12 protein-coding genes and 1 tRNA gene are annotated in these 12,703 nt (G+C 67.1%); 8 read left to right on the forward strand and 5 right to left on the reverse strand.

The annotated features are described in order from the left end of the window. Nucleotides 1–6 precede the first annotated feature (6 nt). From EV651_RS02215 to EV651_RS02225, 3 genes are all read left to right on the forward strand, one after another. On the forward strand, nucleotides 7–675 hold the full coding sequence (locus EV651_RS02215; protein ID WP_238156602.1) for an RNA polymerase sigma factor: 669 nt from the start codon (nucleotides 7–9) through the stop codon (nucleotides 673–675). Further along, nucleotides 672–1,781 carry a CU044_5270 family protein gene (locus tag EV651_RS02220; RefSeq protein WP_133781395.1) on the forward strand — a complete coding sequence of 370 codons (1,110 nt, stop codon included), beginning with the start codon at nucleotides 672–674 and terminating at the stop codon, nucleotides 1,779–1,781. The genes EV651_RS02215 and EV651_RS02220 overlap by 4 nt, the downstream gene beginning before the upstream one ends. A gap of 108 nt (nucleotides 1,782–1,889) precedes the next feature. Then, on the forward strand, nucleotides 1,890–2,165 hold the full coding sequence (locus EV651_RS02225) for a YggT family protein (protein ID WP_133781397.1): 276 nt from the start codon (nucleotides 1,890–1,892) through the stop codon (nucleotides 2,163–2,165). A gap of 4 nt (nucleotides 2,166–2,169) precedes the next feature. On the opposite strand, the gene EV651_RS02230 is transcribed toward EV651_RS02225, so the two are convergent. The 3 genes from EV651_RS02230 to EV651_RS02240 all read right to left on the reverse strand — a co-directional run bounded on the left by EV651_RS02230 (nucleotide 2,170) and on the right by EV651_RS02240 (nucleotide 5,108). After that, complete coding sequence (locus EV651_RS02230) at nucleotides 2,170–2,910, reverse strand: hypothetical protein (RefSeq protein WP_133781399.1); 741 nt, start codon at nucleotides 2,908–2,910, stop codon at nucleotides 2,170–2,172. A gap of 81 nt (nucleotides 2,911–2,991) precedes the next feature. Further along, nucleotides 2,992–3,852 (reverse strand): helix-turn-helix transcriptional regulator, encoded by an 861-nt coding sequence (locus EV651_RS02235; protein WP_166658464.1) that lies wholly within the window; start codon nucleotides 3,850–3,852, stop codon nucleotides 2,992–2,994. A 314-nt stretch (nucleotides 3,853–4,166) separates the two neighbouring features. Continuing rightward, complete coding sequence (locus tag EV651_RS02240; RefSeq protein WP_133781403.1) at nucleotides 4,167–5,108, reverse strand: NADP-dependent oxidoreductase; 942 nt, start codon at nucleotides 5,106–5,108, stop codon at nucleotides 4,167–4,169. 96 nt (nucleotides 5,109–5,204) lie between these two features. Between EV651_RS02240 and EV651_RS02245 the strand changes: the two genes are divergently transcribed. The 4 genes from EV651_RS02245 to EV651_RS02260 all read left to right on the forward strand — a co-directional run bounded on the left by EV651_RS02245 (nucleotide 5,205) and on the right by EV651_RS02260 (nucleotide 10,822). Beyond that, the gene (locus EV651_RS02245; protein WP_202870151.1) at nucleotides 5,205–5,783 is read left to right on the forward strand and encodes a TetR/AcrR family transcriptional regulator; all 579 of its coding nucleotides are present in this window, start codon (nucleotides 5,205–5,207) and stop codon (nucleotides 5,781–5,783) included. 412 nt (nucleotides 5,784–6,195) lie between these two features. Then, nucleotides 6,196–7,920 carry a S8 family serine peptidase gene (locus tag EV651_RS02250; protein ID WP_133781406.1) on the forward strand — a complete coding sequence of 575 codons (1,725 nt, stop codon included), beginning with the start codon at nucleotides 6,196–6,198 and terminating at the stop codon, nucleotides 7,918–7,920. A gap of 785 nt (nucleotides 7,921–8,705) precedes the next feature. Continuing rightward, entirely contained in the window at nucleotides 8,706–9,275 is a 570-nt protein-coding gene (locus EV651_RS02255; protein WP_255512143.1) for a GNAT family N-acetyltransferase, read from the forward strand. Nucleotides 9,276–10,051: 776 nt separating this feature from the next. Beyond that, nucleotides 10,052–10,822 (forward strand): nuclease-related domain-containing protein, encoded by a 771-nt coding sequence (locus tag EV651_RS02260; RefSeq protein ID WP_133781410.1) that lies wholly within the window; start codon nucleotides 10,052–10,054, stop codon nucleotides 10,820–10,822. 170 nt (nucleotides 10,823–10,992) lie between these two features. Here EV651_RS02260 and EV651_RS02265 read toward each other — a convergent pair whose 3' ends face one another. Beyond that, entirely contained in the window at nucleotides 10,993–12,186 is a 1,194-nt protein-coding gene (locus EV651_RS02265) for an IS481 family transposase (RefSeq protein ID WP_133782082.1), read from the reverse strand. 116 nt (nucleotides 12,187–12,302) lie between these two features. Continuing rightward, nucleotides 12,303–12,376 (reverse strand) — tRNA-Ile (locus EV651_RS02270). A gap of 128 nt (nucleotides 12,377–12,504) precedes the next feature. On the opposite strand from EV651_RS02270, the gene EV651_RS41155 reads away from it, so the two are divergent. Further along, complete coding sequence (locus EV651_RS41155) at nucleotides 12,505–12,642, forward strand: hypothetical protein (protein ID WP_166658465.1); 138 nt, start codon at nucleotides 12,505–12,507, stop codon at nucleotides 12,640–12,642. Nucleotides 12,643–12,703: the final 61 nt, after the last annotated feature.

A 12,703-nucleotide genomic window follows, 5' to 3' on the forward strand; every position in this document is an offset into this window, starting at 1 on the left:
CCTGCGATGGGGCGGGAACCGAAGGCGGCTGTGCGGGCAGTAACAGGTATGCAAACAGGGACGCAGCCTGCCGCCTCCGTGGATCCGCCCGGTCGTCCGGAGCCGCCGACCGATGCCGAGCTGATCAGCGGAGCGACCCGGGAGGAGTTCGCCCTGCTGTTCGACCGGCACGCGGTGAAGATCCACCGGTACGCCGCCCGCCGGCTCGGCACCGCCGAGGCCGACGACCTCCTCAGCCAAACCTTCCTGATCGCCTACGAACGCCGCCACCACTACACCCCCGATCCCGGCACTGGAGGGCTCGATGGGGCATTGCCTTGGCTGTACGGCATCGCGACGAACCTGATCCACCGACGACGCCGCTCCGAAGTACGCCAGTACCGCGCGTACGCACGCTCCGAACCCGCCGGACGTCAGACCCACGAAGATCCGCTGGCCGGCGAGGTCGCGTCCCGCGTGGACGCCGAGGCCGCCCAGCCGACCCTCGCTCGCGCCCTGGCCGGTCTCCGCCAAGCGGAACGCGACGTACTGCTCCTGTACGCCTGGGAAGACCTCGGGTACGCCGAGATCGCCGCCGCACTGAACATCCCGATCGGCACCGTCCGCTCTCGCCTCCACCGAGCCCGCAAATCCGTCCGCGCCACCCTCGGCCCATCCTTCGAGGAGCAACCATGACCGACCTCGACCTGCTCAAACGCTTCCGCGAAGACACCCCCGCCCCCACTCCTGAAGCCCTCGCCGCCGCCCGCGAACAACTCCTGACTCCACCTCCGCGCCTCGCGACGACCAGCCCGGAAGTTGTCCGCGGCTCGGCACGCGAGCGGACGCGCTCCTTCGTAGGGCGTCCGCGGGTGCTTCTGGCCGGAGCAATGGCACTCGCTCTCGCAGGTGGCTTCCTGGTCGCGGACGTTGTGACACGGGACGGCGCGTCACCGGCAGGGACCGTCGCCAACGCCAGCACGTTCCTCGCGGATGCCGCGACGGCGAGCAACGCCGATCCGGACGACCCGATCCCACCGGGGCAATTCCTGCAGATCAGCTACCGCACGGCCAGGTTGACGCCACTCGGAGACAACCCGAGCCTGCGTGCCACGCAGTACGGCGAAAAGACGACCTGGATCGCGTCCGACCACAAACCGCCGTACGTCAGCACGTCGAGCTTCATGACCCGCGTCGAGTTCGCGAGCCCCGAAGCACGCGAACTCGCTCGGACCAAGGCGCCGTACCTCTTTCACCCGATGAAGCCCAGCGTCTCGCTCAACTCCTGCCCGACGGTCGGAACCGAAACCGGCATTGTCATCCGCGGTCCCAAGCCGTGCGAGCCGAGCTGGGAGAACACGACGTACGAGTTCCTCGCTGCTCAACCACGCGACCCCGACCTACTGCTCGCCGCGCTCCGCAAGAACCCTCCGGTGCCGGCGCCCGACTTCGTGGCCTGGCGGCGCATCGGATCCGTGCTGAGCACCGGCCTCGTACCGGCCGATCTGCGGGCCGCCCTGTATGAGGCCGCCCGCAAGATCCCCGGGATCAAGCTCCTCGACGAGGTCGTCACCGTCGACGGACGCCGGGCCCGGGTGATCGGCCGCGACGGCGACGGCTACCGCGACGACCTGCTGATCGCCGAGACCGGCGGTCAGTTCCTCGGCCGCCGAACCGTCGTCACAAAGGACGGCCCACCCGACATCAACGGCGCCCCCGAACCCTCCCTGCAACGCGGCGACATCCTGTACTCCGCAATCGCCACAACCCGCATCACGTCGACTCCGCCGCCCAGCAAGTAGGCCGGCGTCTGATAGTCCGCTAAGAAGATGGCCAGAGGGACATTCCTCCGTGGTCTGCACCGTTGATACTGACAAGACGGTCAGCGCGCGATCACGGAGGAATTACCCATGAGCCTCATCGGAGCCCTGGTCGGGTACGTCCTGACCGCATTCATCCTGGTGCTGCTCGCCCGGATGGTCCTGGACTGGACAGGCGTCCTGGCAAACGGCCCCCAATGGGCAAGCCGAGCCCGCGCCCTGACCCACGCGTGGACGGAGCCGGCCATCAGCCGTGTACGACGAGTCCTGCCACCGGTCCGCCTCGGCGGCCTGTCACTGGACCTGGCCTTCACAGCAGTCTTCATCGCCGCACTGATCCTGCGCTCAATCGCCTTCAGCCTGTAGAGGTTTACCGGCCCGGCGGCAGTTCTTTGATGAGGTCTTGCCAACCATCGAGTGCAGCGTAGACCTGCGGCCCTGCCTTGTAAGCGATCCAGACGCACGAGATGGTCTTCATCACCTTCTTCAGAAGCCCGGAGCTGCGCGCCTCAGGAGCGTTGTAAAGCGAGATGTTGATCTGACCGAGCAGCCGCTCCGTGGCTTGCCTGACAGCTCCCGGCCCGCCTATGCGGACATGGTCCATAGCCCAGATGATGTCGTGCAGCCGCGCGTTCATCGCCGACCGCAGGTCGCGAGGCAGCGAGTCCTCGCGCACAAGGGCATCGAGAAGCTCACGCACTGCCGCTTTGAGTTCAGCTACTTCCTCAGCGTCCGGAAGAGCGCCCTCGGGAGCACAGGTGGACAGGTACGCCGAGAGCCCGCCGAGGACCGCCAGTGCGTTCGGGTCCACGGCGCCCGGGCCGGGACTAGGAGTCTGCCGCGGATGGTGCTCACTCATGATCGGCACCGCCCACTGCCGTCCGAAGGCCTCGAAGAGCGCGAGCTGTTCGGCCGCTCCGCACTGGACGACGAGGCGATGAATCTCGGGGATCAGTGCGGCGACCTCGGCAAGGGCTACCGGCACCTGCCCTTCGGACACACCGAGAACCGTCGCCCAGGTCGCGTGCATCGTCGAGTCGATGTGCGCGGCGGCGCGGTAGTCGGTCAGGAGAGTGTGCAACCGGCCTGCGGGATTGTTCGCGTCGCCCATGGCGTTCTTGGTTCCTCTGCGGGTGTTCGTGTTACTGGTTCTGTCGTGCACGGTGGCTCGCCACCGACTGCGAAGGTGGTGCTACCAACCTGGGCCGAAGTGCACCCGCCTTGTGGGCACGGCCTCCAGTTGCGAGTGCGGCGCTGTGCCGCTGCGGCCGTCGAGCACGCCGTCGTCGAGCCACGACTCGCCGACGGTGGCCTGATGCGGTCCCTGATGGAATCTGGGCAGCTTGCAGTGTTGTCCGAGCGAGGGGTTGTTGGCTGCGCAAGCCGCGGGTCGTTCGGGCGCGGGCGGTCGTCGCAGTGGCGAGATCCGGGAAAGGCATTGAATCAGTGCCAGTTGCTCCGCCTGCGTTGCGCCGAGCGCGACCGCGAGTCGGTGGAGCCGCGCAGCGGTCGGCTTTCGTTGGCCGGCGTACCAGCCGTGCAACGTCGATCTCGAGACGCCGCTGAGTTCTTCCAGTCGTCGGAGAGATCGGTATCCCTGTCGCCGGCTGAGTGCGGTGAGCACTCGTCCTAGCTGCTCGAGGGTGACCACTTGCTGGATCTGCAGCAGCGTCGCATCGGGCTGCCGGATTGCTGTCGTCCGGGCTTCCCACTCTTGCTGGATCTCTACCCACGTGCGCCGGCCGGGCTCGTGCGCGCTGCTGGGCCGCGGCCATGATTGGGTGGCGCTGGCGGTCTTCCACAGTCTCAGCCAGCAGTTGAGCTGATCGCCGCCGACGCCGCAGGCGTTGAGGATCGCTCGCACCAGCTTCCAGTTCGGGAACCGGGTGCCTTTGAGGGACCGGGCGATGTGCGGATGCGAGTAGTTGCTGGCCTCGGCGATCTCGCGAACGGTCTTTCCGGCCCGTTTGCGCACGGATCTCAGCAGGTACGCGAACTCATGCCGGTAGTACTCGACCTGCCACTCGTCCGAACCGAACTCGGGGTCTGTCACGGGCCATCCTCCGGCGCATCTGCAAATGCACGTGCATATGCACGACGTTGGCCTAGACCATACTCGCTCGGCCCACGCGAAATCCAGGCCATGCCCCAGCTGGCACCAGCTGGTGCATTCAACCCGACCAAAGCCCTCTGATCTGCGAAAACGCACAATAAATCGTCCCGCAGGCGTCCGACTCACCCTCGGTCACGCTGACGCCTACCGCACCGCGATCAATGGGCGAGACGTCTGTCCTGCATGCCCAGCGCCCACGACATTCCTCGACCGCCAAGGACAGCGCCCAACCGAGGTTGTGTTCCCCGATCTCTCTAGAGGTCGATGACGACCTTTCCCTGTACGTGCCGCTCCGCCTGAAGTTCGACCGCGGTGCGAATCTGTTCGACCGGAAAGCTGGCCGCGATCGGCACCCGCAGGTGGCCCGCCGCTACCAGGCCGGCGATCTCCGCGAGGGCGCCCGGGGCTGTGTTGGCGCCGTTCGCCGGTGTGATGCCGTCGATCTGGGCGGCGATGGTCGTGATGCGCTCGTCGGGTACGCCGAGTTCGCGTGCCGCCAGCGCCGTGTCCGTCCCGTGCAAATCCATGGCCGCGGTGACGCCGGCGGGAGCCAGCGCACGGACCCGGTCGACCAGACCATCGCCATAGGCGATCGGCTCGGCCCCGAGCGCGCGCAGCGCATCGGCCGACTTTGCCGATCCCGTCCCAATCACCCGTGCGCCTGCGAGGCGCGCAAGCTGTACGGCGAACACGCCTACCCCGCCTCCCGCGCCGCCGATGAGCACCGTGTCACCCGGGCCCGGGTTGACCACCGCCAGAGCTGCGGCCGCCGTACGGCCCGCAATGGTCAGCGTGGCAGCGGTGCGGTCGTCGACGCCGTCGGGGGTATGGTGCGCCTCGCCGCCAACCACGATGGTCCCCGCCTGGTCCACGACGATGTGGTCGGCGACCGCGCGCGACATGGCACCGCCGAACACCCGGTCACCGGCGACGAACTCGCTCACGCCCTCACCGACCTCGTCCACCACCCCGGCATAGTCGGTGCCGAATCCGCACGGCAGGCTTAAGCCGAACCGCGCAGCGGTGTCCGCATCAGAAGTCATGAACCAGTCCATCGGGTTCAGGCCGGCCGCGGTGACCCGCACACGGATCTGTCCCGGACCGGGCTGCGGCACCGGCACCTCGCGGACGCTCAAGGCATCCGGTCCGCCGAACGACTCGAACTGGACGGCCCTGCCCGTGGTCGGTTCTTTCATGCTCGCCTGTCTCCTATAGCGGCTCGTTAAACGAACTATGCTCCGTTTCAGTAGACCCAAGCTAGCATAACCGGAGCGTGATCCGTTTTGACCGCAATGGAGAGCCGCAAACCCCGGGCGGACGCGACCCGCAACCGCCGGCAGTTGCTGGAGGTGGCGACCCGCATGTTCGCTTCGGCCGAGGCCGAGCCGTCGATGCGCGCGATCGCGAACGAAGCCGGGGTCGGCATCGCCACTCTCTACCGGCACTTCCCCACCCGCGAGTCGCTGGTCGACGCGGTCTACCAGGACCAGGTCTCGCGGCTCACCGGCGGTGCCCGCGAGCTCCTCGCAGAGCTCGAGCCGCCCGCAGCCCTGCGGCGCTGGATGGACTTGTTCGGGGAGTGGATCGCGACCAAGAACGGCATGCTCGACACCCTGCTCGCGATGGTCGAATCGGGCGAGATCGCCCATGCCCACACCCGGACCGAGCTGCTCGGAGCCATCGACGACATCCTCGAAGCCGGCCGCACGACCGGCGAACTCCGCGCCGACCTCCCCGCCGAAGACATCGCCGCAGCCCTCATCGGCATCTTCACCGTGGCCGGCTCGCCCGCAAACGAAGCAATGGCAGCCCGCCTCCTCAACCTCCTGATGGACGGCCTCCGCCCCACCACCCCCGGCCACGACGCCTGACGGCGATGGCGGCGCTGCAAATGCCTGAAATGTCCCTCCAAATCAGGGCAGGAGCGTCGCACGATCATTGGCCACCGACTCGCGCGACATTCTGCCTTCTCCGAGTCACGGGCGGGCTTGGAGCGCTCGCAGCTCACGCTCGATGTGCCACGATCTGCGGCTGTAGGCAGCATCTGCGGGCGGTTTGAGGCCGTCTGTTGGGTGGTATGAGGGCAGGTGGGGGTGTGGGGCGCTGTGATGGCGTCGGGGGTTGTTCCGGCTGTTGGCCGGGACGAGGGGAATGGTGAGCAGGTTTTCGATGGTCCAGTTCAACTGGCCGTGCCCCGGCTCCGGGTATGTCGCGCTCGCGCAGTTCCGACGATCAGTCAGCAAGGTTCGCTCGCTGTAGTTGGATATCCGAGGGAGGGGTCCAATGTTCAAGTACGTCACGCGCGCAGCTGTCGTGGCAGGGAGCGTCGCCGGGCTGCTGTGGGTCGCAGCCAGTCCCGGCACGGCCACCAGCGGCCAAGAGCGGCAGTTTGTCGTCCTCTACGCCCAGGGCGGCTCCACTGAAGCCGCGCATGCCGCGATCGCCGCCGCCGGCGGCACGGTGCTCAGTGAGAACGCGGCGATCGGAGTCGCCACCGTCACCACCAAGAGCGGGGGTTTCCAGGCTGCCGTCGGCGCCTCGTCGGCGATCGCGGGCGTGGCGCGAAGCACGGTCATCGGCCGGGCACCTGACGACGGCTCGGCCGTCGGGAAGGCGAGCTTGAAGCTCGACGCCGCACAGGCCGACCTTCAGGGTGCAAGTGCAGGCAGTGGGAACGTTACGGAGGCGAAGAAGCAAGAGCCGCTGGCCGGGCTGCAGTGGGACATGCAGCAAATCGGCGCCACCGCCGACGGCTCCCAGCGCTACGAGCAGGGCACCGGCGTACAGGTCGGCATCATCGACACCGGCGTCGACGGCACCCATCCCGACATCGCCCACAACTTCGACAAGGCGCTGAGCCGCAACTTCACGACAGACATCCCGGTCGACGCGAACGGCGCGACGGTCGACGGACCGTGCGAGCACCCGAGCTGCGTCGACCCTGCCGACGAGGACGACAACGGTCACGGTACGCACGTCGCGTCCGAAATCGCGTCGCCGATCAACAAGCTCGGGATCGCAGGAATAGCGCCCAAGGCAACGATCGTCAATCTGCGGGCCGGACAGGATTCGGGCTTTTTCTTCCTGCAGCCGACGGTCGATGCCCTGACCTACGCGGGCGATCACGGCATCGACGTCGTGAACATGAGCTTCTACGTCGATCCGTGGCTGTTCAACTGCCCCGACAATCCGGCTGATTCGCCGGAGGCCCAGGCCGAGCAGCGAACTGTCGTGACGGCGATGCAGCGGGCACTCGACTACGCCTATGACCATGGCGTCACGCTGGTCGCGGCGGCGGGCAACGGCGCGAGCGACTACACCAAGACGATCGTCGACAGCTCGAGCCCGGACTTCGCCGACGAGCCCGGTGAAGCGCCGTACGAGCGGACAATTCCGGCCTCGTGTACGTCGATGCCGTCAGAGGGCAACCACGTACTCGCGGTGACCAGCACCGGCATCTCCAAGCGCAAGGCCTACTACTCGGACTTCGGCAACGGCTACGCCGATCTGTCCGCACCTGGCGGGGACGTGTACGACACCGCCGACAACAAGCGCGACATCACGAAGGCCGTGCTCGCCGCGTACCCGAAGCACCTCGCCGAGGAGCGCGGTCAACTCAATCCCGACGGGACGCCGAACACGCTTAGCGTCGTCGAGAGCTGCGACAAGCAAATCTGCGGGTACTACCAGTACCTGCAGGGCACGTCGATGGCATCACCGCACGCGGCCGGCGTCGCTGCGCTGGCGGTCAGTCGACTGGGCGTTCCGGACAGCGTCAACGGTGGCAAGAAGGCTTCGCCGGCCGCCGTAGAGCAGGCACTGCGCGGTACGGCGACCGACACGCCGTGCCCGACGCCCGCGATGTTCACCTACACCCGCCAGGTCCGGCAACCCGACGGGTCCTTCCTGACCGTGACCTCCACCCAGACCTGCGAAGGCTCGCCAACGAACAACGGCTTCTTCGGCGACGGCATCATCGACGCAACAAAGGTCGCCCGAGGCCACTAACAAACCCGCCCGGCGCCGGACCCAAGGTCCCGGCGCCGGCTCCTGCAGCAAGTACCTTCCGTCGGCAACCAGCCACACGGAAGCACTGCGATAGCGCAGGTCACGACAGATATGCCCGTGACCCGCAGTGATGTCCTGTAGGGCGGGCGGACTCGAACCCGCGGCCCAGGGATCATAAGAGCCACGCCACTTGCCACCTGCCAAACTTCAGGCTCCGGGGGTTCGGGATCGAGCACCTCTAGCTGACTGATCCACTCTGCTTGACGCGATTTCATGTCACGAGTCATGTCAGGCGATCGCAGCTCGGGCTGGACTAGGCCGTCCGTGCTCGGCTGCCGTATCGGGCTCTTGTGGATCAAGGGCGCGCCTTCGGCGCGCCCCCCGCGCGGGGTGGGCGAGCCCACGCGGCCTGCCGGCCGAACCTCGCCCGCCCCGCGCGGAGACGGACCTGACACATCCCTGATCGCAGACCCATCCGGCACAGTCCGAGTGCTGGCGTCTGACCGCCGGTTGGCCCGTCCCCCTGGCCGCTCGGTCCGGCCACCACGACAGACGTCAAGAGCGCTCCGCGTCCCTACGGGATCGGCAAGCCGACTCTTGACATGCGCCGAGCTGGCCTAGGTCTGCAGCTATCCGGGGGACGGGGCAGGAGTGGGCAAGCGTTGCCGGTCAGCGAGAGCCCTAAGATCCCGGTCATGACGGTCCACGTGCAGGGGGCAAACCGGCGCAACGGAGCCGATGGACGTGCGTGAAGCGGATGCCGACATTCCGGTCGTGTCGCTGGCGTGGTCACTCTCCGACCTTGGTCGAGAGATGATGCCAGGTTCATGGCGAAAGCATTCGCTGATCCGGCGATCCGACGCTACAACGGGGCCCACGACCGACTCGGACGACCGGCTCCGCCGCTCTCGATCGAGGACGCTGAAGCGATCATCGACGAGTTCGCGGCGAGCTGGCGGGCGTTCGGCGCGGGGGAACCACCGTCTGGTGTTGCATTCGCGATCACGGAGGCAGCCTCTGGTGGCCTGGTCGGCTGCTGCGGCGTCGATGACTGGTCGAAGGGAGACGTAGCGCAGTTCGGCTACTGGATCGGGCCGAGCGCGCGAGGGCGCGGGTATGCGACTCGGGCGGTGGTTCTGCTCACACGGTGGTTGTTCGAGCTCGGCGCAGCTCGCGCCTTCCTGACGGTCGAGGCGGACAATGAAGCGTCAGCTGCGGTGGCCCGCCGAGCAGGGTTCGTGCACGAGGGAACGATGCGCGCACACAGCGTGTGGCAGGGCGAGCGCATCGACGTGATGTGGTTCGCGGCGGTGCCGCACGAATGGATGATGCGCGAGCAGGCTGAACCGACGTGATGTGCGACGCGTTCGTAGCCGGTCTGTCGAGTCCTTCGGCGAGGGCAACGAGTCGGTGACGTACGCCATGGCCCCGAAGGCAATACCTGACCCCAGCCTGACCCCGACGGCCTGAACAGGCGAGCGACGATGAACACCTGGTCGACGACCTCCGAGCGCAGACAGGAGCGTCGCGATCAGAGTTGCCTGCCTCTACGGATCAGACGGCAAGTACGCACCCGATGAGCGATTAGCGATTACGAGGGGGCATCCGAGGCCAAGTGAGGTCACTCGGCGGGCACTGATCCAGGCCCACGGCCAGGCGGTCAGCGTGCGCGTGACCGGTCTTCCAAGCTGGCTACTAGTCGAGCGGCGAGCGCGGCCTCCGGCACACCGTCGGAGGTCAGGTACTCGAGCCCTGCGGCCCAGGGACCAGCCCGACGGCCGCTGGTGCCGCCGCCGACTTCAGTCTCCGGCATTTCGAATCCCGGCCCGTTCTGACCGCTCTGTCAAGGCTCTGACTGCTGTCGCCCCGACATCCCTAAGAGGGCGACGAAGGCAACCTCGATACACGTTCCAGGGAACCCGGTGTCGGCAGAACGGATGACATTTGTCGGGCGATCACCCGCTGTCGAGACCGGCCATTTCCGAAGCACACTGTCTCTGCGACAGCGCCACCGGTGGCGGAAGTGAGCCGGTCGACAAGCGCTTGGACGAGAGGAGACTGTCCGCATGTGCGCCACCGGGAAGCAGCCGACGGTGGGTGGGCGCGAGCGCGTCAGCATCCGAGTCCGGTGATGGAGCCTTACAGGCCGACGCCCTGGCGCAGGCCGCGGCGTCTACGTCGGCGCCGGTCCTACGCGCGCCGCAGACTCCGCGTGCAGCTCACCGGGTTCTTACGAACCAACTGGTGGCCGATCCTGGCCTTTGCCGGCCTGTGCGCGATCGCGACGATCCCGGTCACGTTGGTCCTGCGCGGCTACCTGCTCGGCGTTGCGCACGGCGCGGTGGCGATCTTCTTCGTCGCCGCCGTGCGACACCTCTTCCTCGTCTACACCGGCTCGACCCGAGAGCTGTCCGGCGCATATGGGGAAGACAACACCCGCGACGTCCTACGGCAAGCCAAACGGAGGCGGCACATCTGGAACTCGATCGACAACCTCGAGATTCAGAGCGGCGACGTCGACCACCTCGTCATTGCACCAGCCGGCATCTACGCCATCGACAGCAAGTGGCACGCCACGGACCTCACCGACGCCGCCCTCGAGCGCGACGTTGCAACCGCTCGCGCCGCAGCACGCCGGGCGAACCTGATCCTGCGCTCCATTCATCTCCAGGCCCCCGAAGCGCAGCCGATCGTGGTGGTCTGGGGCCGCGGGCAACGCCACCTACCCGAGGCAGGATCTGTTGTCGGCGGCGTACTGATCCTCAGAGGATCAGCCCTACGTGGCTGGCTGTCGCAGCGCCCCGCCGGTGCGATCAGCCAGGAACACGCCACGGACGCAGTCACCAAGCTACGACTGTTCAAGGCCCGCGTAGATCCCAGTCGACCACCGCGAGCCAAGTAGGCAGAGCCAGCCAGGGACGGACGCGACCGCGAGCTGAGTATGGCCTGCGGGTGGTCGCAGGTCACGGCCGAGTGGGGCCGTGACCTGCGGTGATGCACGGTAGGGCTGTTTGGCTCCGGGTGATCGTTGACGTGGTGGCTTCGGTTGTTGGTTGACACGTTGGTTTGAGATTAGTGCTGGTTTCTGGGGATGGATGCGTGTTTCTTCCTGATGTCTCCTTGGGTGCTGCGGGGGACGGTTTTGAGGAGTTGGCGGCCGTCCCAGATGTGGAGGAGCTGGTTGGTGACGTGGACGTCGACGTTGTGGCCGGCGGCTGCCTTGCCGAGGCAGATCTGTTGCCAGGACACGGAGATGACGCCGTTGGATCCTGCGCGGCGGGCGATCCAGTCGTCGCCGGTGCGGTCCTCGATCGAGCTCGCCGCGGTGGGTTGCCGGGCGGGGTCGGTGCGGCGCTGGAAGCGTTCTGCGGGTGGGATCATGGCGATGCCTTGGTGGGGTCGGTGCTGGTTATAGCCGCTCACCCAGGCGTCGAGTTCGGCCTGCGCCGCGGCTAGGTCGGGGAAGATCCGGTCGGTGCGGAACTCCGCGCGCAGGGTGCGGTGGAACCGTTCGACCTTGCCGGTCGTGGTGGGCGAGCGGGGTTCGGTGAGCCGGTGGATGATGCCGTTCTCGCGGCAGATCCGGTCGAACAGCACCTCCACGGGCGGGTGGTTGAACCGGCCGGTGAACACCTTGCCGTTGTCGGTCAGGATCTCCTCCGGTACGCCGTAGGTCCGCATCGCCAGCGCGAGCCCGTCACAGACCCTGGGCGCGGTCTCACGGATCATCAGGTACGCGCAGACGCAGTACCGGGAGTGGTCGTCGATCCCGGTCAGCGCCTTCGCGCGGCGCCCGTCGGCCAGCTCGAACCCACCGACGACGTCCATCTGCCACAGTTCCATCGGCTCAGCCCGTTCCCAGCGTCGCCAGTGCTCGTCACGGCGTCGTCTGGCGGCCGGGTCGATCATCCCGGCCCGGACCAGCGCCCGGTAGATCCCCGACCGCGACGGCACCAACTCCTCGGCGAGCGCCTGATCGTGCTGCAAGTCGTACAGGATCCGGCGCGGGCCCCAGCCAGGATGCACCCGGCGCAGCTCCAAGATCCTGGCCTCGACGACCCCGCCGAGCTGATGCGGACACGACGCCGGCCGCCGCGACCGCGGCGCCAACCCGGCCAGGCCCTCGTCTTCATAGCGCCGCAGCCAGGCATGCATCGACTGACGCGACACGCCCCACTGCTCGGCCACCTCGCTCACCGACCGTCCATCGGACAGCACCGCGAGTACCGCCTGGTACTTCTGCTCCTGCACGCTCAACTCCTGCAACATGAGTCGAGTGTCAAGAAACAACCGAAGCCACCGTCAAGCATCTACCGGAGCCGCGTAAAGCAAGAGCCCGAGCCAACCTGTCAAGGATGACCCGGACTCATACAGATGCACGGTAGGGCGGGCGGGACTCGAACCCGCGGCCCAGGGATTATGAGTCCCCTGCTCTAACCAGCTGAGCTACCGCCCCGTGTGCGGGAGATCGTATCTGGTGGGTGGGGGTGGGGTGCGAAACCAGGGGTCGGTCAGGGGTTTGACTGAGGGGGTGGTTACCGCGGACCGGGCATGATGGAGGCAGGTCCGGACGAAGGGAAACCGATGGGCTGGTTCATATTCTTGGTGATCGTGGTGGGCGCGATCGCGGCGTACAAGTACCGCGTGCCGTTGCTCGCGAAGATAACCGGTCAGCCTCAGCAGCGTATCCAGCGAGCGATCGACCGGAAGAAGGGGAAGTAGACACGTCCTCCTGAAGCATGAAGAGACCCTGACCGCGCGATGCGGTCAGGGTCTCCTTGAC

Source organism: Kribbella sp. VKM Ac-2571 (assembly GCF_004362255.1).
Classification (GTDB): Bacteria; Actinomycetota; Actinomycetes; order Propionibacteriales; family Kribbellaceae; genus Kribbella; species Kribbella pratensis.

What these genes read in the sequence shown, in the direction of transcription:
- EV651_RS02220 (WP_133781395.1), top strand. Translation starts at nt 672, where the DNA reads ATGACCGACCTCGACCTGCTCAAACGCTTCCGCGAAGACACCCCCGCC.
- EV651_RS02215 (WP_238156602.1), top strand. Translation starts at nt 7, where the DNA reads ATGGGGCGGGAACCGAAGGCGGCTGTGCGGGCAGTAACAGGTATGCAA.
- EV651_RS02230 (WP_133781399.1), bottom strand. Translation starts at nt 2,910, where the DNA reads ATGGGCGACGCGAACAATCCCGCAGGCCGGTTGCACACTCTCCTGACC.
- EV651_RS02250 (WP_133781406.1), top strand. Translation starts at nt 6,196, where the DNA reads ATGTTCAAGTACGTCACGCGCGCAGCTGTCGTGGCAGGGAGCGTCGCC.
- EV651_RS02225 (WP_133781397.1), top strand. Translation starts at nt 1,890, where the DNA reads ATGAGCCTCATCGGAGCCCTGGTCGGGTACGTCCTGACCGCATTCATC.
- EV651_RS41155 (WP_166658465.1), top strand. Translation starts at nt 12,505, where the DNA reads ATGGGCTGGTTCATATTCTTGGTGATCGTGGTGGGCGCGATCGCGGCG.
- EV651_RS02240 (WP_133781403.1), bottom strand. Translation starts at nt 5,108, where the DNA reads ATGAAAGAACCGACCACGGGCAGGGCCGTCCAGTTCGAGTCGTTCGGC.
- EV651_RS02260 (WP_133781410.1), top strand. Translation starts at nt 10,052, where the DNA reads ATGGAGCCTTACAGGCCGACGCCCTGGCGCAGGCCGCGGCGTCTACGT.
- EV651_RS02245 (WP_202870151.1), top strand. Translation starts at nt 5,205, where the DNA reads ATGGAGAGCCGCAAACCCCGGGCGGACGCGACCCGCAACCGCCGGCAG.